Origin of the sequence: Kitasatospora sp. NBC_01300 (assembly GCF_041435235.1) — a bacterium.
In the GTDB taxonomy this organism is placed as follows: domain Bacteria; phylum Actinomycetota; class Actinomycetes; order Streptomycetales; family Streptomycetaceae; genus Kitasatospora.
The window spans coordinates 2,627,387-2,647,406 of record NZ_CP108408.1; the positions used below are offsets into that span (position 1 = coordinate 2,627,387).

Annotated in this window: 16 protein-coding genes; 2 read left to right on the forward strand and 14 right to left on the reverse strand. The window is 73.4% G+C overall.

Features of this window, described 5'->3' with window-relative positions:
- Positions 1-103: 103 nt before the first annotated feature.
- The 6 genes from trmD to proS form a co-directional block, all read right to left on the reverse strand.
- Positions 104-922 (reverse strand): tRNA (guanosine(37)-N1)-methyltransferase TrmD, encoded by an 819-nt coding sequence (trmD, locus tag OG556_RS11650; protein ID WP_063351119.1) that lies wholly within the window; start codon positions 920-922, stop codon positions 104-106.
- Between the two features lie 35 nt (positions 923-957).
- Complete coding sequence (rimM, locus tag OG556_RS11655) at positions 958-1,581, reverse strand: ribosome maturation factor RimM (RefSeq protein WP_371517021.1); 624 nt, start codon at positions 1,579-1,581, stop codon at positions 958-960.
- A 130-nt stretch (positions 1,582-1,711) separates the two neighbouring features.
- The gene (locus OG556_RS11660) at positions 1,712-1,951 is read right to left on the reverse strand and encodes an RNA-binding protein (protein ID WP_030056773.1); all 240 of its coding nucleotides are present in this window, start codon (positions 1,949-1,951) and stop codon (positions 1,712-1,714) included.
- A gap of 2 nt (positions 1,952-1,953) precedes the next feature.
- Complete coding sequence (gene rpsP / locus OG556_RS11665) at positions 1,954-2,382, reverse strand: 30S ribosomal protein S16 (protein WP_063347676.1); 429 nt, start codon at positions 2,380-2,382, stop codon at positions 1,954-1,956.
- A 507-nt stretch (positions 2,383-2,889) separates the two neighbouring features.
- Positions 2,890-3,468, reverse strand: a complete 579-nt coding sequence (locus OG556_RS11670) for a hypothetical protein (protein WP_063347677.1) — start codon at positions 3,466-3,468, stop codon at positions 2,890-2,892.
- 398 nt (positions 3,469-3,866) lie between these two features.
- The gene (gene proS, locus OG556_RS11675) at positions 3,867-5,279 is read right to left on the reverse strand and encodes a proline--tRNA ligase (protein WP_371517022.1); all 1,413 of its coding nucleotides are present in this window, start codon (positions 5,277-5,279) and stop codon (positions 3,867-3,869) included.
- Between the two features lie 274 nt (positions 5,280-5,553).
- Between proS and OG556_RS11680 the strand changes: the two genes are divergently transcribed.
- Positions 5,554-6,378, forward strand: coding sequence for a class I SAM-dependent methyltransferase (locus OG556_RS11680; protein WP_371517023.1), 825 nt, complete (start codon positions 5,554-5,556; stop codon positions 6,376-6,378).
- A 187-nt stretch (positions 6,379-6,565) separates the two neighbouring features.
- Here the strand turns inward: OG556_RS11680 and ftsH are convergent, their stop codons facing one another.
- The 7 genes from ftsH to OG556_RS11715 form a co-directional block, all read right to left on the reverse strand.
- Positions 6,566-8,509: an ATP-dependent zinc metalloprotease FtsH gene (gene ftsH, locus OG556_RS11685; protein ID WP_371517024.1), complete on the reverse strand. Its 1,944-nt coding sequence runs from the start codon at positions 8,507-8,509 to the stop codon at positions 6,566-6,568.
- A 195-nt stretch (positions 8,510-8,704) separates the two neighbouring features.
- A complete protein-coding gene (locus OG556_RS11690; protein WP_363375916.1) occupies positions 8,705-9,247 on the reverse strand; it encodes a GNAT family protein in 543 nt (180 codons plus the stop codon).
- Positions 9,248-9,306: 59 nt separating this feature from the next.
- Positions 9,307-10,872 (reverse strand): signal recognition particle protein, encoded by a 1,566-nt coding sequence (ffh, locus tag OG556_RS11695; protein ID WP_350882982.1) that lies wholly within the window; start codon positions 10,870-10,872, stop codon positions 9,307-9,309.
- Between the two features lie 166 nt (positions 10,873-11,038).
- Positions 11,039-13,462, reverse strand: a complete 2,424-nt coding sequence (locus OG556_RS11700; protein WP_371517025.1) for a [protein-PII] uridylyltransferase — start codon at positions 13,460-13,462, stop codon at positions 11,039-11,041.
- A 219-nt stretch (positions 13,463-13,681) separates the two neighbouring features.
- Entirely contained in the window at positions 13,682-14,020 is a 339-nt protein-coding gene (locus OG556_RS11705; RefSeq protein WP_063347683.1) for a P-II family nitrogen regulator, read from the reverse strand.
- Positions 14,017-15,438 carry an ammonium transporter gene (locus OG556_RS11710; RefSeq protein ID WP_371517026.1) on the reverse strand — a complete coding sequence of 474 codons (1,422 nt, stop codon included), beginning with the start codon at positions 15,436-15,438 and terminating at the stop codon, positions 14,017-14,019. Before OG556_RS11710 ends, OG556_RS11705 begins: the two co-directional genes overlap by 4 nt.
- Positions 15,439-15,747: 309 nt before the next feature.
- Complete coding sequence (locus OG556_RS11715; RefSeq protein WP_350882914.1) at positions 15,748-17,202, reverse strand: hypothetical protein; 1,455 nt, start codon at positions 17,200-17,202, stop codon at positions 15,748-15,750.
- 604 nt (positions 17,203-17,806) lie between these two features.
- On the opposite strand from OG556_RS11715, the gene OG556_RS11720 reads away from it, so the two are divergent.
- Entirely contained in the window at positions 17,807-18,484 is a 678-nt protein-coding gene (locus OG556_RS11720) for a bifunctional DNA primase/polymerase (RefSeq protein ID WP_371517027.1), read from the forward strand.
- A gap of 160 nt (positions 18,485-18,644) precedes the next feature.
- On the opposite strand, the gene ftsY is transcribed toward OG556_RS11720, so the two are convergent.
- Positions 18,645-19,895, reverse strand: a complete 1,251-nt coding sequence (ftsY, locus tag OG556_RS11725) for a signal recognition particle-docking protein FtsY (RefSeq protein WP_371517028.1) — start codon at positions 19,893-19,895, stop codon at positions 18,645-18,647.
- Positions 19,896-20,020: the final 125 nt, after the last annotated feature.

The window sequence follows — 20,020 nt, forward strand, 5'->3', positions numbered from 1 at the left end:
GGGGTTTGCTGCGGGCCGCATCGGCTGACGACGATCCCCCCGTGGCGAGGGCGCCGGTCCACGTGGCCCCTACGAAGGGGGCCCAGCAACAGACAGCAGCGGCCTATTCTTCCACACCGACGGCCACGGACCGAAATCGGCCGAGCTCCTCGTCCCAGGCCAGGCCGAGGATGCTGAGCGCCTCCCGGTCCTTCTTGTCGAAGGCGCCGTAGCGCCAGCGCTCGACCAGGTCGGTGCGGTTCGCCAGGGTCCGGGCGAAGGCCTGTTCCCGCCGCCAGCGGGCGATCCGGCCGTGGTTTCCGCTGAGCAGCACGTCCGGCACGGTCCGGCCGCGCCACTCGGCGGGCTTGGTGTAGACCGGGCCCTCCAGCAGGTCGGCCATCGCGCCGGGCGCGAAGGAGTCGTCCCGGTGCGACTCGGCGTTGCCGAGCACCCCGGGCAGCAGCCGGGCGATCGCCTCGACCATCACCAGCACGGCGACCTCGCCGCCGGCCAGCACGTAGTCGCCGATCGAGGCCTCGACCACCGGCATCCGGGTGGCCGCCTCCTCGATGACCCGCCGGTCGATGCCCTCGTACCGGGCGGGGGTGAACGCCAGCCACGGGCGGCTCGCCAGCTCCTGGGCGAGTTCCTGCGTGAACGGCCGCCCGCTGGGGGTGGGCACGACGAGCGTCGGCAGCTGGCCCTCGGGCCCGCCGGCGACCACCGCGTCCAGCGCCTCGCCCCACGGCTCGGGCTTCATCACCATGCCGGGGCCGCCACCGTACGGGCTGTCGTCCACGGTCCGGTGCACGTCGTGGGTCCACTCGCGCAGGTCGTGGACGTGCACGTCCAGCTGGCCGCGGGAGCGGGCCTTGCCGACCAGCGAGATGTTCAGCGGTTCCAGGTACTCGGGGAAGATCGAGACGACGTCGATCCGCATCCCGTCCTGGACCTGCGCGGCGCCCTCCTCCACCGTCACTTCGACCCCTCCGCGCCCTTGGCACCGGCCGCACCCTCGGCGCCGTCGACACCCTCGACGCCCTCGGCGTCCTCGCCCTCGGCGGAGGCACCACGGGCGACCTCGGCCTGCTCGGGCTCGATCAGACCGACCGGCGGGGTGATCACGGCACGCTGGTTCTCCAGGTCGATGGTCGGCACGATCTGGCGGACGAAGGGCACCAGCACCTCCGTCCCGTCGGCCTTCTCCACCGTGAGCAGGTCCTGGTACGGCAGGTGGACGACCTCGGTCAGCTCGCCGACGAGGGTGCCGTCGAGCAGCACCACGTCCAGGCCGATCAGCTGGTGGTCGTAGTACTCCTCCGGGTCCTCGGGGCTCTCCTCCGGGTCGACCTCGGCGATGAGCAGCGTGCCCCGCAGCGCCTCCGCCGCGTTGCGGTCCTTGACGCCGACGAAGCGCAGCAGCAGCCGGCCGCTGTGCACCTTGCCGGACTCGATGGTCAGCGGGCCCACCGACGCGGGGTCGGTGAACAGGACGGCACCGGGGCCGAGCCGGAGCTCCGGCTCGTCGGTGCGGACCTCGACACTGACGTCCCCCCTGATGCCGTGGGCGCGGCCGATCTTGCCGACGACGAGCTGCACGGTGATCGTTCTCCTGGAGTTCCTAGAGCGGGACGGAATGCGGGAAGCGCGAGAAACGCGAAAAGGCCGACCGGGACGACATGCGTCCCGGTCGGCCTCACAAGCCCTGACGGCTGAACGAGCAGCTGCGTCAGCGAATGTTGTCCACGTCGACCAGGTCGACCCGGACGTTGCGACCGCCGAGGGCGCCGACCACGGTGCGCAGTGCGCGCGCCGTGCGGCCACCCCGGCCGATCACCTTGCCGAGGTCATCGGGGTGCACTCGCACCTCGATGGTGTTGCCCCGACGCAGGTTGCGCGAGCGCACCTGCACCTCGTCGGGGTGCTCGACGATGCCCTTCACCAAGTGGTCGAGGGCGTCCTCGATCACGCTCAGGCCTCGGCGGCGGCGTCGGCCTCAGCCTCGACCTTGTCCGACTTCTTGGCCTTCGGGGTGATGGCAACACCGGTGGTGGCGTCCTCGAAGCCGGCGACGGCCTTCGCGAACAGGTGCGAGAAGTCCTCGACCTTGGGCTCGGCAACCAGCAGCGGCGCCGGGGCCGGGAGGCCCTTGAACTTCTGCCAGTCGCCGGTCAGCTTGAGGATGGCGAGCACCGGCTCGGTCGGCTGGGCGCCGACGGACAGCCAGTACTGGGCGCGGTCGGTGTCGACCTCGATCTTCGAGGGGTTGTAGGTCGGCTGGTAGATGCCGATCTCCTCGATCGCGCGGCCGTCACGCTTGGTGCGCGAGTCGGCGACGACGATGCGGTAGTGCGGGGAGCGAATCTTGCCGAGACGCTTGAGCTTGATCTTGACTGCCACGGGAGTGGATTCTCCTGGTGTTGACGTGGGTGAGCGGCCGCGCCGTCGCGTGGGGTTGCGCCGTGGGCCGTTCAAGGGACACGCCAGCCGTAGGAGAGAGGGGTCCTGCTCGGCTGCCGAGTACTCAGCTGTCCATTCTGCCATACCGGCGCGAACCGCCTTCGCTCGGCCATCCGCAGGAGGCGTTCCGGCTGCATCCCAGCCGCGCCCCGGCCTCGCGCCCAGCCGTACCCGAGCCGCGCACCCAGCCGCATCCCGGCCCCGCGCCCGGCCGTCCCCAGACCGCAGACCGCAGACCGCGCACGAACCTCCGGAGGCCGCCCCCCGACCGCCTCCGCAGGCCCGTCCACAAGGCGCGACCGGGAGCCCTCGCTCCCGGTCCGCCCACAAACTCACCGATGTACCGCTCGCTCCGGCCGGATCCGCTGCCCGCACAGCCGTCCGCCGGCCCTTCCCCGTCTTCTGGTGTTCCGGTCTAACGATCTCCCGGTCCGGTGGACCGGTCGGTCACGAGATCTTGAACGGCTGCTGGCACGCGCCGCAGACGATGGACGCCTGGGCGAGCACCGACGGCACGACCCGGACGTTCCGTCCGCAGCCGCACACCGCCTTGACCCGGACGCCGCCCCCGGAGGAGCCGTGCCGGGCGGCCGGGCCGCGGAAGGCCCGCGTCGTACCGTCGCCGGCCACCGCCTCCTGGTGCGCGCCGAGGGCGCGGTCCAGTCGCTCGATGGTCTCCGCGTAGCGCTCCTGGGTCTCCTTGAGCATGGTCACCTGGGAGAAGCCGCTGCTCGCGTGCGGTTCGACCGGGTGCGCCAAGCCGAGCTCGGAGGCGAGCAGCAGGAAGCGCCGGTTGTGGTAGCGGCCGGCTCGCGAGGTGTCCCGGATGTCCCGGGCCGCGGCCAGACCGTGGGCAGCCTCGTGGAGGAGCCGCTCGAAACCGAGCCGGGTGCCACAGGCCGAGGAGGATTCGCCGATCAGGGCCTCGGGCGAGGCCAGGTCGGGGAGGTCCTGGTGGTGGGCCTGGATGTCACTCCAGGCGGCGGCCAGTTCGGCCGCGAGGACGAGGGGCTGTGTCGTGCTCACGCTAGACCAACGATGGAGTGCGAGCCGATGTTCCGCATGTTCTCGTTCTTCGGGAATTCCCAGGAAACTCCCAGGAATGCATGGTCGCGCGCGAATTGCGCGTTCCGGATCTGACGCAAGACCAACCCCCTGCCGGGTTCGGCTCGCCGCAGCTCGGCGGGCCTCGTGAATTCCGTCCGGGAGCGGGCTGTCGCCCCCTGGACGTACGGCCCGTGGACCCGTCGAGTTGACAGGGCCACGGGCCGTACACCGTACCGCTATTGCGTTAATACCGGCAGTTGACCGGCCAGTAGGGATGTCCGCGGTCGGGGCACCTCTCGGACAGTTACCGGATTCTTACTCATCCGCATTCCGGGCAAATGTCGCCGACAACGGTCATTACCTGCCGGTAACAGGCATCAGTACGCGCGGGCGACGATCGCGATATTGCCGTCCTGGTCGTCCGCCAGCGGCACCGAGCCGTCGGCCGCGACAATGCAGCGCACCGAAACGCCCTGCTCGGCCAGCTTGGCCTCGCCCGCCGGGCCGAGGTCGGCCCAGGAGATCCGGCCCCAGCCGGTCGCGGCGGCCTCGGCGGCCTCCTCGATGGTCTTGACGTCGACGGTACGGGCCTCGCGGCGCTCGCGGGACTGGCGCAGCAGCAGCGCCTGGTCCTCCTCCAGGATGCCCGGGACCAGCGCGGCCAGGGAGTCGATGGAGACGGGCTCCTTGCCGCCGGGGATCCGGCGGGCCAGCATCGCGGTGCCGTTCTCGAGGTCGCGCGGGCCGACCTCGATGCGCAGCGGCACGCCCTTGAGCTCCCAGTCCACCGCGCGGCGGCCGAACGGGGTGTCGGTGCGGTCGTCGACGACCACCCGGACACCGGCGGCCTCCAGCGTGGCGCCGATCTCGCGCACCTTGGCGATGACCGCGTCGTCGCCCTTGATGGCGAGCACGACGGCCTGGACGGCGGCCAGTCGCGGGGGCACCCGCAGGCCGTTGTCGTCGCCGTGGGACATGATCAGGCCGCCGACCATGCGGGTCGAGACGCCCCACGAGGTCTGCCAGACGTGCTCGCGCTCGGCGCCCTGGAGCTGGTAGGTCGTGTTGAACGCCTTGGCGAAGTTCTGGCCCAGCTCGTGGCTGGTGCCCATCTGCAGCGCCTTGCCGTCGCCCATCATGCCCTCGAGGGTGAGGGTGTTGATGGCGCCGGCGAACCGCTCCTTGGCCGTCTTGCGGCCGAGCACGACGTCGATGCCGAGCACGTTCGTCATGAAGTCGCCGTAGACCTGGGTGTGGATCATCGACGCGTACGCGCGGGCGTCCTCGTAGGTGGCGTGGGCGGTGTGGCCCTCCTGCCAGAGGAACTCGGTGGTGCGCAGGAAGACGCGCGGGCGCAGCTCCCAACGGACCACGTTGGCCCACTGGTTGATCAGCAGGGGCAGGTCGCGGTGGCTCTGCACCCACTTCGAGAAGTACTCGTTGATGATCGTCTCGGAGGTGGGCCGGACGACGACCGGCTCGTCGAGCTGCTTGCCGCCGCCGTGGGTGACCACCGCGAGCTCGGGGGCGAAGCCCTCGACGTGCTCGGCCTCCCTGGTCAGGTAGGACTGCGGGATGAACATCGGGAAGTAGGCGTTCTGCGCGCCGGCCTTCTTGATCCGCGCGTCCATCTCCTGCTGCATCCGCTCCCACAGGCCGTAGCCGTACGGTCGGATGACCATGGTGCCGCGCACCGGACCGTTGTCGGCCAGCTCGGCCTTGTTGATGAGGTCCTGGTACCAGCGCGGGAAGTCTTCCGCCTGAGGGGTGAGAACGGGTGCCTTAGCCATGGCCCGAATGGTACGGGGCGCGGCCCCCTGACTTCGAATCGGTAACACGCCCGCGGCCGCCGGACGGACGACCGCCGCACCCGCCGGACGGACGACCGCGCACCCGCCGGCGGCAGGAGGCGGCACCCGCCGACCGCAGGGGGCGCACGACCGCGACACGCGCGCACCACCCTGCACCCCTCTGGACGCCGGGCCCGACCCGCTGTTCGCTGGAGTGGGGCGGGACTTTGGGGGAGCCGTAGCAGCACACCGAAGGACCGGATGGGAGGCCGCGATGGCTTCAGCTCGGACGACCGGCACGACCGTACGACCGACAGGCGCACGACCGCACCACCCGCAGCCCGGGGCTGCGCGGCCCGCGCGGGCGCGCGACTGGGCGGAGATCCAGGAGCGCATGCTCGTGCCGCTCTACGAGGCGGTCCACGACCGGCTGGAGGTGGGCCCGGCGACCAGCGTGCTGGGCCTGGGCTGCCGGTCCGGGCTGGCGCTGCTGCTCGCCGCCGGGCGCGGTGCCCAGGTCACCGGCCAGGAGCCGCGGGACGAGCTGCGCGAGCTGGCCCGTGGCCGCCGGCTGCGGGTGTGCGCGGGGGCCCGGCCGACCGCTGCCGTCCCCCGCTCGGCCCATTCGCTGGTGACGGTGTTCGAGCAGTTGCCCGGTTGCGTCGAGCCGGGCGCGGTGGTCGTCGAGGCCGCCCGGCTGACCCTCCCGGGCGGGCACGTGGTGCTGGCCGCCTGGGGCCCTCCGGAGCGCTGCCAGAGCGCCCCGGTGCTGGACGTGGCGCGTCGGCGGGCGGGCCGGACCACCGCGCGCGACCCGTTCGAGCTGAGCACGCCCGGCATGCTGGAGGACCTGCTCGCCCCGGCCGGCCTGCGCCCGGCCGGCAGCGGGCGGGTGAGCTGCCCGTTCGCCTACGCGGACCTGGACAGCGCGGTGCGCGGCCTGCTCTCCACCGGTCTGTTCGAGGCGGCCGAGGAATTCTCCGGCGCGTCGCTGGTGGCCAAGGAGCTGGAGGAGGCGCTGCAGCCGTACCTGCGCGCGGACGGCTCGGTCCGGATGGAGAACGTCTTCCGCTACCTGATCGCCGAACGGCCCCGGTAGCGGGCGGCGGCGGCCGACCCCGACGACGCCGGGAACGGGGCCCACGGCGACGCCCGGAACGAGACCCCCGGCGGCAGTGGGAACGAGACCCCGGCAGCGATCCGAACGGGCCCCGGGCGACAACAGATCCGGCAGCGAAGAAACCGGGGGCGCCCGCCAACGCGGCGAGCGCCCCCGGCCCGCCGGTTCACGCCTGGTCGAGCGACTTCTCGTCGGAGCCGGAGCTCTTCCGCGGCACCCCGGCCGCCCGGTACGCCTGCTCCTCGTCCAGCGTCTCCGCCTCCAGCAGCGCCGCCGCCAGCGCGTCCAGCCGGGCCCGCTGCTCGGTCAGCAGCCGCACCGCGTCCTCGTAGCACTCGGCGACGATCCGCCGGGCCTCCTCGTCCACCGCGTCGAGGGTGGTCGGCGCGGCGGAGAGCCCGTAGGCGCCCTGCGGGTCGGCGGGCACCGCGGTCAGCCGCCCGACCCGCTCGCTCATCCCCCACCGGCCGGCCATCCCGCGGGCGATGTTGGTGACCTGCTCCAGGTCGCTCTCCGCCCCGGTGGTGATCACCCCGTAGACCACCTGCTCGGCCGCCATCCCGCCGAGCGCGCCGATGATCCGGCCGCGCAGGTAGGGCTCGGTGTACGAGTAGCGGTCGTTCTCCGGGGTGGACAGGGTGACGCCGAGCGCCCGGCCCCGCGGCACGATGGTGATCTTGCGGACGGGGTCGGCGCCGGGCTGCAGCATGCCCAGCAGCGCGTGCCCGCTCTCGTGGTAGGCCGTGCGCTCGCGCTCCTCCTGCGGCATCACCAGCGGCCGGACGGCGCCGAGCTGGACCTTCTCCAGGGCGTCCGAGAGGTCCCGCTCGTTCACCGCGTCCTGCTTGCGCTTGACGGCCAGCAGGGCGGCCTCGTTGACCAGGTTGGCGAGTTCGGCGCCGGTCATCCCGGGGGTGACCTTGGCCAGCCGGGTGAGGTCGGCGTCGCCGGCCAGCGGGACGGTCCGGGTGTGGATGCGCAGGATGGCGGCGCGGCCGTCCCGGTCGGGCGGGCTGACGGTGATCCGCCGGTCGAACCGGCCGGGGCGCAGCAGCGCCGGGTCCAGCACGTCCGCGCGGTTGGTCGCGGCGATCACGATGACGCCCTCGGAGCCGGTGAAGCCGTCCATCTCGGTGAGGATCTGGTTGAGCGTCTGCTCGCGCTCGTCGTGCCCGCCCATGCCGCCGCCCGCGCCGCGCTGGCGGCCGATGGTGTCGATCTCGTCGATGAAGATGATCGCCGGGGCGACCTTGCGGGCCTCGGCGAACAGTTCGCGCACCCGGCTGGCGCCGACGCCGACGATCATCTCGATGAACTCGGAGGCGGAGGCGGAGAAGAACGGCACGTCCGCCTCGCCGGCGACGGCCCGGGCGAGCAGGGTCTTGCCCGTCCCGGGCGGGCCGCTCAGCAGCACGCCGCGCGGCATCTTGGCGCCGAGCCTGCGGTACTGCTGCGGGTTCTTCAGGAAGTCGACCACCTCGGTGAGTTCGGCCTCGACCTCGTCGATGCCGGCCACGTCGGCGAAGGTGGTGCGCTTGCCCTGGTCGGCGGTGACCGGCTTGGGCGGGGCCTTGCGGCCGAGCGCGCCGGCGCCCATCCCGCCGGCCATCCGGCGGGCGAGCAGCACCCAGATCAGGATCAGCAGCACCATGGGGGCCAGCGAGATCAGCAGGTTGGCGAGGAAGCTGCGCTGCTGGACCACCGGGGAGGTGGCGGTGACCTCGACGCCCTGCTGCTGCAGCGTGGTCCACAGGTTGTCGTTGGCGAAGGACGGCCGCTGGGTGGCGAAGTCGGTGTAGTCGCCCTTGCCGCCGTCCGGTTTGGGCTGGGCGCTCTTGAGGGTGCCCTCGATCGCGTCGCCCTTGGAGTAGATCTTGGTGATGTTGCCCTTGTTCAGCTGGTTGTTGAACTCGGTGTAGGAGATCGTGGTGGCGCCGGCGTTGCCGAAGAAGGACAGCAGCAGGTCGGAGATCAGGAACACCACGAGCGCGGTGAGGGCGAGTCCCATCCAGCCGCCGGGCATCCGGCGGCGGGGCGGCGGCGGGGGCGGGGCGCCCTCGGACCGCCAGGGCTGGTCGGGGGTCTGGCGCGGCGGCACGGGTTCGGTCACCCATCGGACGATACGGACGCGGGCTCGGGCGAGCCACCCGAAACGCCGCGCCGAGCACGCCCCTGACCAGCCGTGACGGGGCCCGCCCGGGGCTGAACGCCGGTGCCCCGTCAGTGGCCGTGCCGCCCGGAGCCCCGCCCGTGGCTCAGAGGCCCCGCCGCCCCGTCAGCGGCTGCGGCCGAGCCCCGCCCGTGGCTACGCCTCCGCGCCCGGCCACTCCTCGGCGGTCAGCGCGAACCGCTCGTGGTCCCGCCAGTCGCCCTGGAGGAACAGCATCCGGGGGGTGAAGCCCTCGTGCCGGAAGCCCAGCCGCTTGGCCATCGCGACCGACCGCTCGTTGTCCGGCTGCACGTTGATCTCCAGCCGGTGCAGGCCCAGCCCGCCGGCCGACTGCGGGGCGAAGCAGCGGTCCAGGACCAGCCGCAGCCCCTCCGTCATCCGCCCGGTGCCGGCGAACGGCAGGTATGCGTCGTAGCCCAGCGCGCCGTTGCAGAACCGGCCCATCACGATGTTGGCGACGTTCACCTTGCCGACCAGCCCGCCGGTGTCCCGGTCGACGATCAGGAAGGTGCGCAGGCCCGGCCCCTGGCGGTCCAGCAGTTCGGCCAGGCCGTCCGGCTCGACCGGGTTCCACCGCCCGATGTGGTCGGCGGACCGTCGGACCGCCTCGGCGTACACGTCCTTGTCCTCGGCCCGCGGGGCCCTGATCGTCACTCGCACACCACCATCATCGGGCATGCGAGCGGCCCACCGCCCGGAGGATCCCGGACGGCGGGCCGCTCGAACGACGGACCGCTCTACAGCAGGTCCTTGAACTCCTTGGGCAGCTCGAAGTCGGCCGGGCCCTTGCCCGCGCCGAGGCCGAACGCGCCGCCGCCGGCCGGGTCCTGGTCGCCGCCCGGGCCGAGCGCACGGCGCTGGGCGGCCGCGGCCTCCTCCTGCGCCCGCTTGAGCGGGTTGCCGCTCTTGCGCTTGCCCTTGGCCTGCGGGGCCTTCTTGCCGGACTTCTTGGCGCCGCCGCCCATGCCCGGGATCCCCGGCATGCCGGGCACGCCCTTGCCGGAGGCCATCGCGGACATCATCTTGCGGGCGTCGAAGAACCGCTCGACCAGGTTCTTCACCTCGCCGACCTGGACACCCGAGCCCTTGGCGATGCGGGCCCGGCGGGAGCCGTTGATCAGCTCCGGCTCGGCGCGCTCGGCCGGCGTCATCGACTTGATGATCGCGCCGACCCGGTTGACGTCCTTGTCGTCGATGTTGTTGATCTGGTCGCGGATCTGGCCCATCCCGGGCAGCATCCCCAGCAGCTTGGAGATCGAGCCCATCTTCTGGACCTGCTCCAGCTGCGACAGGAAGTCGTCCAGGGTGAACGCCTTCGGACCGCCGCGCAGCTTGGCGGCGATCTTCTCGGCCTCCTCCTGCGAGAAGGTCTGCTCGGCCTTCTCGATCAGCGAGAGGACGTCACCCATGCCGAGGATGCGCGAGGCCATCCGGTCGGGGTGGAAGGCGTCGAAGTCGTCGACCTTCTCGCCGTTGGAGGCGAACATGATCTGCCGGCCGGTGACGTGGGCGACCGACAGGGCGGCACCGCCGCGGGCGTCGCCGTCGAGCTTGGAGAGCACGACACCGGTGAAGTCGACGCCGTCGAGGAAGGCCTGCGCGGTGGTGACCGCGTCCTGGCCGATCATCGCGTCGACGACGAACAGGACCTCGTCCGGGTTGACCGCGGCGCGGATGTCCGCGGCCTGCTGCATCAGCTCGGCGTCGATGCCCAGGCGTCCGGCGGTGTCGACGACGACGACGTCGTACTGCTTCTGCTTGGCGTACTCGATCGAGTCCTTGGCCACCTGCACCGGGTCGCCGACGCCGTTGCCCGGCTGCGGGCCGTAGAAGGCCACGCCGGCGCGGTCGGCGACCACCTGGAGCTGGTTGACGGCGTTGGGCCGCTGGAGGTCGCAGGCGACCAGCAGCGGGGTGTGCTTCTGACTCTTCAGCCAGTGGCCGAGCTTGCCCGCGAGGGTGGTCTTACCGGCACCCTGCAGACCGGCGAGCATGATCACCGTCGGGCCGTTCTTGGCGAACCGGACCCGGCGGGTCTCGCCACCGAGGATCGCGATGAGCTCCTCGTTGACGATCTTGATGATCTGCTGCGCGGGGTTGAGCGCGCCCGAGACCTCGGCGCCGGCCGCCCGCTCCTTGACCTGCTTGATGAAGGCCCGCACGACCGGCAGCGCGACGTCCGCCTCCAGCAGCGCGATGCGGATCTCGCGGGCGGTGGCGTCGATGTCCGCCTCGCTCAGGCGGCCCTTGCCCCGGAGGTTCTTGAACGTCGCTGCGAGGCGATCGGAAAGAGTGTCGAACACGTCGTCGCGGGTCCTCTGCGGCATCGGTATCGGTACGGTCGTCGCCCCCCAGGGTATCCGGCCGCCCCGGGTACGGTCTCCACCCGGGTTGCCACGACCTCGGAACGGACCTCGGCAGGCCCCGGCGGCCCCGGCCGACCGACCCCCCGAAGGCCCCCGGCGCGGCTCAGCCCAGCGCCGCCCGGACCGCCTCCGCCACCTCCCCCGCCCGCCCGGCGGCGAGCGGCCGCCCCTCCCCGTCGGTCAGGTAGAAGGAGTCGACGGCCTCCGCGCCCAGCGTCGAGACGTGCGCCGTCCGCACCCGCACGCCCGCCCCGTCCAGCGCCCGGCCGATCCGGTGCAGCAGCCCCGGCGCGTCGTGCGCGCGGACCTCCAGGACGGTCGCGGTCGCCGAGGCCACCGCGGGCGCCACCGCGACCACCGGCGGCGGGGTGGGGATGCCGCGGCGGCGCGGGGCGGCGGCGTCCCGCTCGGCCAGCCGGCGCGCGACGTCCAGCGAGCCGTCCAGCGCCCGGCGCAGGTCGGCCCGCAGCCGGGCGGCCTCCGGCAGTTCGCCGAACTCGGCGGCCACCCGCCAGGACAGCAGCAGCACCGGGCCGGCGCCGATCGGGTCCAGCTCGCGCAGACCGGCCGAGCGGACGGCCAGCCGGTGCAGCGCGAGCACCCCGGCGACGGTGCCGAGCAGTCCGGGCCGGTCCGGGACGGCCAGGGTCAGCTCGACGCCCATCGGCTCGGCGCCCGGCTCCGCCCCCTCGGACTGCGCCAGCAGCGACAGGGCGGGCCCGCCGGTCCGGGCGGCCTCCACCGCGAGCCGCTCCTGCGCGGCGGTCGGCGCGGCCTCCACGGGCGCGGCCCAGGCGCCGGCCAGCCGGGCGGCGACCCGGTCCGCCAGGCCGTCCACCAGCGAGGCCCGCCAGCCGCTCCACGCGGCCGGGCCGGTGGCCAGCGCGTCCGCCTCGGTGAGCACGTGCAGCAGCTCCAGCTGCGCCGCGGTGCCGACCACCTTGGTGATCGCCTCGACGGTGGCCGGGTCGTCCGGGTCCCGTCGGGTCGCGGTGTCGACCAGGGTCAGGTGGTGGCGCACCAGCACCGCCAGGGTCTCGGTGTCCTCGGGGCCGAAGCCCATCCGGGCGGCGACGTCCCGGACGATGACCTCGCCGGCCTCGCTGTGGTCGCCGGGCCAGCCCTTGCCGATGTCGTGCAGCAGAGCGGCGACCAGCAGGAGGTCCGGCCGGGCCACCCGGCGGGTCATCGCCGCGGCCCGCACCGCCGTCTCCACCAGGTGCCGGTCGACCGTCCAGCGGTGCACGGCGTTGCGCTGCGGACGGCAGCGCACCCGCTCCCAGTCCGGCAGCAGCCGGGTGACCAGCCCCTCCGCCTCCAGCGCCTCCCACACCGGGACGGCCGCCTCGCCCGCGCCCAGCAGGGTGACCAGCTGCTCGCGCGCCTCGTCCGGCCAGGGCACCGGCAGCGGGCGGCACTCGGCGGCCAGCCGGCGCACCGTCGCGTACGAGACGGTGAGCCCGTTCTGCGCTGCGGCGGCCGCGGCGCGCAGCGGCAGCACCGGGTCGGCGGCCGGGCGGGCGCCCTGGGCGAGCACCGCCTCGCCGTCCTGCTCGACCACGCCCTCGGCGAGCGGCCGGCGCGCGACCGTGCCCCGGGCCACCGCGCCCGCGCCGCGCCCGGCGCCGGTGAACGGGAAGGCCAGCCGGGCGGACCGGCGGCCCCGGCCGGACCGGGCGGCGAGCACCCGCTCCACCGCCCGCCAGGTGACGTCGCTCGCGTAGGCGACGGTGCGGGCGGCCTCGTAGACCTGGCGCAGCAGGGTGTCGGCGTCCAGCACGCCGAGCCGTTCGGCGACCTGGTCCTGGTCCTGGAGGCCGAGCCGCTCGGTGGCCCGGCCGGTGGTCAGGTGCAGCGCGTCGCGGACGTCGGCGAGCCGCAGGGCGGCGGCGTCCAGGCCGTCCCGGGGGGCGTCGGCGAGCCAGGTGGCGGCGACGGCGTTGAGCGCGACGGCGTCGCGCAGGCCGCCGCGGGCCTCCTTGAGGTCGGGCTCCAGCAGGAACGACAGCTCGCCGTGCCGCTCGGCCCGCTCCCGCCCGAGGTCGCGCAGCTCCGGCAGGCGCGCGGGGGCGCTCGCGCGCCAGTCGGTGAGCACGACGGAGCGCAGGGCGGCGGTGAGCGCCTGGTCCCCGGCGAGGTGGCGGGCGTCCAGCAGGCCGAGCTGAGCCTTGAGGTCGGCGGCGGCGACGGCCCGGGCCTCGGCGACGGTGCGCACCGAGTGGTCGAGCGCGGCGCCCGCGTCCCAGACCGGGTACCAGATCCGCTCGGGCAGGTCGGGGTCGAGCCGGCCGTCGTGCAGCAGCAGGACGTCGAGGTCGCTGCGCGGGGACAGCTCGCCGCGCCCGTAGCCACCGACCGCGACCAGCGCGACGCCGGACGGGCCGCCGGCGGCGGCGAGCAGACCGGCCAGCCAGTCGTCGGTGAGCCGGGCGAGAGCCGCGCGGCGGGGCCGCCCGGCCGGGCCGGGGCCGGCGAGCAGCGCGGCCCGGGCGGCGCCGTAGTCGGGAGGGCTGGTCTCGGTGGTCATGGCGTGGTCCCGTCCGTCGTGCGGTTGAGCGGGCGGCGCCGGACGGCCTGCGGGCGGCCACTGGAAGGTCCGCGGGCGGCCCGGCACCGATGCGCCGTCGGCGGACCCGCGACCCCTCGGGGACGGCGGGCCCGCCTGCGGCGCGTCCTACGGTTCGGGGCCCTCGACGAAGGTCCCTCGACGAAGGTCCCGCGACGAAGGGTCCTCGGAGGAGGGCCCTCAGAGGGCGTCCGGCCCGCGCTCTCCGGTGCGGACCCGGACGGCGGTGTCGACCGGGACGCTCCAGACCTTGCCGTCGCCGATCTTGCCGGTCCGGGCGGCCTTCACCAGGACCTCGATCAGCTCGTCGGCGTCCTCGTCCTCGACCAGCACCTCGATCCTGACCTTGGGGACCAGGTCCACGGTGTACTCGGCGCCCCGGTAGACCTCGGTGTGGCCGCGCTGGCGGCCGTAGCCGCTGGCCTCGGTGACGGTCAGGCCGTGCACCCCGAAGGCCTGTAGGGCGGCCTTCACCTCGTCCAGGCGGTACGGCTTGATCACTGCGGTGATGAGCTTCATCGGGCGTCGACCTCGGTCTTCTCGGCGGGCTCGGCGGTGGTCCTGTCGGCGGCCTTCCCGGCAGCTGTGGCAGCGGCCGTGGCAGCGGGCTCGGCGGCGGGCCGCTCCGCGGACCTCGCGGCCGCCGCGGCGCCGACCAGGCCCGGCAGGGCCCGCGCCAGGCCCGCGCCCACCGCGCTGAAATCGTAGGCGGACTCGGCGTGTTCGGCCTGGTCGATGCCGGCCACCTCGACCTCCTCGGCGACCCGGAAGCCGACCGTCCTGTCGATCGCCTTCGCCAGCAGCCAGGAGAGGACGAAGGAGTACGCGGCGACCACGGCCACGCCCATCGCCTGCTTGCCGAGCTGCGCAGGCCCGCCGCCGTAGAACAGGCCCTTGGCGGTCTGGCCGACCCCGCCGGTGGCGAACAGGCCGATCAGCAGCGAGCCGATCGCGCCGCCCACCGCGTGCACGCCGACCACGTCGAGCGAGTCGTCGAAGCCGAGGCGGTACTTGAGGCTGACCGCGGCGGCGCAGACCGCGCCGGCGACCAGGCCGATCGCCACCGCGCCCAGCGGGCTGACCGAGCCGCAGGCCGGGGTGATCGCGACCAGGCCGGCCACCGCGCCGGAGGCGGCGCCCAGCGTGGTGAACGCGCCGTGCCTGAGCTTCTCGTAGACCAGCCAGCCGACCAGGGCCGCACCGGTGGCGACCTGGGTGTTGACCATCGCCATCGCGGCGACGCCGTTGGCGGCCAGCGCCGAGCCCGCGTTGAAGCCGAACCAGCCGAACCACAGCAGCCCGGAGCCGAGCATCACCAGCGGCAGGCTGTGCGGGCGCATCGGGTCCTTCTTGAAGCCGACCCGCTTGCCCAGCACCAGGCAGAGCGCGAGGCCGGCCACGCCCGCGTTGATGTGCACGGCCGTGCCGCCGGCGAAGTCGATCACGCCGTTGCGGTCGCCCAGCCAGCCGCCGTGGCCGCCGTCGAAGAAGAACACCCAGTGCGCGACCGGGAAGTAGACGACGGTCACCCAGAGCGCGATGAACAGGCCCCAGGCGCCGAACTTGGCCCGGTCCGCGATCGCGCCGCTGATCAGCGCCGGGGTGATGATCGCGAACATCAGCTGGAAGGTGGCGAACGCGGTGACCGGGATGGTCCCGGTGAGGTCGTTCAGGCCGATGCCGCGCATCCCGAGGAAGTCCAGGTTGCCGATGAGGCCGGCGAAGGAGTCTGGTCCGAAGCTGAGCGAGTACCCGTAGAGGACCCAGAGCACGCTGACGATGCCGAGCGAGAGGAAGCTCATCGCCAGCATGTTCAGGGTGCTCTTGGCCCTGACCATGCCCCCGTAGAAGAAGGCCAGGCCCGGGGTCATCACCATGACCAGGGCCGCACTGATGAGCACGAAGGCGGTGTCGCCCGCGCTGAAGCCGTCCGGCATCGGCGTCTCCTCTGCGTGGAAGCCGATCCAAACCCGGATTACCCGTCCCGTGCCACCCGGGGTGTCGGCGATGAAGAGGAGAGTGCCGAAGGCTGGTTTCGGCCGGTGCGGCCCGTTGTTTCGCGGCCGTGACGCGTACGACGCACGGGTTACACCTGCGTGAACGACGGCCGTGCCGCAGGGCCGAACGGGTTACCGTGCCGCCGAACGGGACGGTCGGTGGCACGACGGCCGCCGACCGTGGCGGCGGCGGCCGTCACGGTCGGCGGGGTCCTCGGGCCGGGTCCGCGGCCCACGGGCTCGGGGTGCTCAGACCACCGAGACGTACTCGGGGATGTCCTGGACGACGCGCTCCTTGAGCCGGCTCACCGCGTCCACGCCCTTGAACCGGGCGGCCGCGGCCTCGGTGGTCTTGCGGACCCGGGAGTTCAGCCGCTCCGAACGCACCTTGGTGGCGATGTCCACCGCCTGCTCGGCCATCACCGCGGCCTGCTCGGCCTCCCGCTGCAGCAGGTGGACGCTGGCCATGCCGATCAGGTTGAAGGCGTACGAGCGCACGTGGTCGCCGTCCTGGCGGAACAGGTCGACCGCGCGCTCCATCACCGGCGCGGACATCGAGGCGTACAGCTGGGCGTTGTCGGAGTGGTACGCGAGGTCGCGGAAGGAGTGCGCGTTCTCGGCGTTCAGCTCGGCCGGCGAGAAGAACTTCAGCCAGTCCGGCTCCTCCTCCCCCTCGCGGATGTCGGTGAAGGTGTCCTCGGCCAGCCGGACGGCCCGGGCGCAGCGGTTCACCTCGCCGATGGTGGCGTAGGCGCGCGCCTCCATCGCGTACAGCAGGGACTGCTGGCGCGCGCTGGCGGTGTCCCGGCTGCCGTACTGCGCCAGGTGGATCAGCTCCAGGGCGTCCTCGCCCCGGTTGAGGTGGATCATCTGGCGGCTCATGTCGGTGAGGATGAGTGCGCCGAACGGGCGGTCCCCGGCCTCCTTGGCGGCGTGCAGGGCCAGCACGTAGTACTTCTGCGCGCTCGGGTGCATCCCGACGTCGTACGACATCCACCCGGCCAGGTGGGCGAGTTCGGCGGTGAGCCGGAACAGCCGCCGGGTGGTGTTCTCGTTGTACGTCTCCTGGAGCAGGTCGGTGACCTCGTGGAGCTGGCCGACGACGGCCTTGCGGCGCAGCCCGCCGCCGTTCTGCGCGTCCCACTGCCGGAACATGACCGTGGTCTGCTCCAGCAGTTCGAGCTCGGGCTCGGACAGCCGGCCGGTGAACGGGTCGCCGCCGTTGGCCGCGGCGAGGATCGGAGTGGGGGCGCCGGTCGGACCGGGGGTGAGCCAGCGCTGCATCGGCTCGATCAGCGCGGCGCCGGCGGTCAGCGCGAGCGAGGTGCCGAGGAAGCCCCGGCGGTTGAGCATCAGGTCGCTGCGGGAGTAGTCACTGATCAGCTGGACGGTCTGCGGCGCGCTCCACGGCAGGTCGACGCCGCCGCCCACGGTGGAGACCGGGATCGCGGCGCGCAGGCCGAGGTCCTCGATCGAGACCACCGAGCCGAAGCGCTCGGAGAAGAGCTCCGACATGATCTTGGGAATCGGCTCGCGGGGCTGTTCGCCGTCGAGCCATCGGCGCACCCGCGAGGTGTCGGTGGACACGTGGTGGGCGCCGATCTGGCGGGCCCGGCGGTTGACCTGACGGGCCAGCTCGCCCTTGGACCAGCCGCTGCGGGCGAACCAGGTGGTCAGCTTCTCGTTGGGTTGCTTCTCTGCCATGGGAACGTCCCCATCCCGCCCGGCCCCCTCGGGGCCCCGATCGTGACGCCCGACGGTTTCGGGCCCTTGCCAGACGTACCGTGCCTGAGGTGTTGCCGTACCACGCTCTCGCACTGGTGTGCCATCGTTACGGACGGACCGTCAGATTCCCAACTCCCGCGCCCCGGCGGACCGGAGTCGATTCCACGATGACGTCCGTGTGCTGAACGTAATGCCCCGCGCGGCGCCCACGGGAGCGGCCCTGGCGAAACGCCACCTTTCGCCACCCCCACGAGTGAACCGAAGCCACGGCCCACGCGCTTCACTAGGAAGTCCGACGGCCCGGCACATGCGGGCCGCCAAGGCCTCCGGCGAAACCCGGCAGCCCCGGCAACCCACCGCAGTCACAGGCGAGTTCGACGCCCACCCTGATCGGCGGCCGCCTCGCCCACCCCACCATCCGGCACCGGTGCCGCCAGCCACAAGGCGGCGCACGAGGCGCACCACCACGACAGGCGCACACCGGGCGCTGCACGCCGCCACCGCACAACGCACCACGCAACGGACAATCAACACACAGTCACCATCCCGTAACCATCGGCGACGGGAACCTGTTGGGGGAGGCATGGACAACCTGTTCGGCGAACTTCGACTGGGACACCTGCGGTTGACACCGCTGGGCGCGCGCCGCCGCACCAAGGTCACCGCGTCCCAGGCCGCCGCGGAGTACACCGGCCGCTGGGGCTGGACGGTCGCCACCGGCGCCCCGGCCGGCTCCGCCACCGCCCCGACCCGCTGTCCCTGCGGCTCCGACCGCTGCGCCGCGCCCGGCCTGCATCCCGTACCGGGCGGCGAGGACCGGTCCCGGGAGACGGGCGCCGGGGGCTCGGTGCTGTTCCCCGCCGGCCGCGCCTTCGACGTCCTGGACGTCCCCGAGCAGGCCGGACTGCAGGCGCTGGTCCGGCTGGAGCGGATGGGCACCCAGGTCGGCCCGGTGCTCGCCCCGCCCACCGGCCGGCTGCAGTTCCTGGTCGCCGCCGGCGCCGCCCGCCGACTGCCCGACCTGCTCTACCGGATGGGCTGGGACGACGCCGCGCTCGACCTCACCTGCCACGGCGAGGGCAGCTACGTCGCCGCCCCGCCCACCGCGCTCGGCACGCTCGGCCCGGTCCGCTGGCTGCGCCGCCCCACCCGCGACAACGCCGGCTGCCCGCCCGAGGCCCGGCTGCTGCTCGGCACCCTCGCCTACGCCTGCCACCGCGGCCGCGAGCGCACCGCCGAACCGGCCTGGCTCGCCTCGTAGGCCTCCGCGCGCCCTCGCACGCCTCGGCGTGCGCCCCTCCACCTCGGCACGCCCCTCCGGTCCCGGGCACCCCTCCGGCCTCGGGCACCCCGTCGGCTCCCGGGCGGCAACGCGAAAGGGCCCGCCCCTCGCGGAGCGGACCCTTCCTGCGTACGGGGCCTCAGTCCCCGATCAGCGCGTCCACGAACGCGCCCGGCTCGAACGGCGCCAGGTCGTCCGCACCCTCGCCCAGGCCGACGAGCTTGACCGGCACGCCCAGGTCGCGCTGGACCGCGACCACGATGCCGCCCTTGGCGGTGCCGTCCAGCTTGGTCAGCACGATGCCGGTGATGTCGACCACCTCGGCGAACACCCGGGCCTGGATCAGGCCGTTCTGGCCGGTGGTGGCGTCCAGCACCAGCAGCACCTCGTCCACCGGGCCGTGCTTCTCGACGACCCGCTTGACCTTGCCCAGCTCGTCCATCAGGCCGGTCTTGGTGTGCAGCCGGCCGGCGGTGTCCACCAGCACGGTGTCGGCGCCCTCGGCGATGCCCTCCTTGACCGCGTCGAACGCGATCGAGGCCGGGTCACCGCCCTCCGGGCCGCGCACGGTGCGCGCACCGACCCGCTCGCCCCAGGTCTGCAGCTGGTCGGCGGCGGCGGCGCGGAAGGTGTCGGCGGCGCCGAGCACCACCTTGCGGCCGTCGGCGACCAGGACGCGGGCGAGCTTGCCGGTGGTGGTGGTCTTGCCGACGCCGTTGACGCCGACCACCAGGACCACGGCCGGCCCCTCCGCGTGCTTGGTCGACCGGACCGTGCGGTCGGTGTCCTTGCCGATCAGCTCGACGAGTTCCTCGCGCAGCAGCGCGCGCAGTTCGTCGGGCGTCCGGGTGCCGAGCACCTTCACCCGGGTGCGCAGCCGCTCGACCAGCTCCTGGGTGGGGGCCACGCCGACGTCGGCGGTCAGCAGGGTCTCCTCGATCTCCTCCCAGGTGTCCTCGTCCAGGTGCTCGCGGGAGAGCAGCGAGAGCAGGCCCTTGCCGAGCGAGTTCTGCGAGCGGGAGAGCCGGGAGCGCAGCCGGACCAGTCGGCCCGCGGTGGGCTCGGGGACCTCGACGGCGGGTGCCGTCTCGGCCTCGGCGGCCTCGACCTCGACCTCGGTCGGGGCCGTGGCCGGGGCTCCGGTCGAGGCTTCGGTCGGTGCCTCGGTCTCGGGGAGCTGCACCTCCTCGACGGTGCGGCGGGGCTCCTCGGTCGGCGGCGCGGCCTCCTCGCCGACCTGGGGCTCCCGCGGGGTGGTCGGCGGCGCCGTGATGACCGGCGACTGCGACTTCGGGGGCAGTTGCTGGCGTCGTCTGCCGGAAACGACGAGGCCGGCGATCGCGCCGATGGCGACCACGGCGATGACTACGGCAAGGATCACGTATTCCACATAAATCTCCTTCTCGGGATCCCACGACGGAGTGATCCTTCGGTCACCGACGCACGGAGCGTCGCCGCCTCCCTTACGCTGACCGCTGTGCCGTGCGGCACCGGTCAGGGCTTGGCCGTCACGAG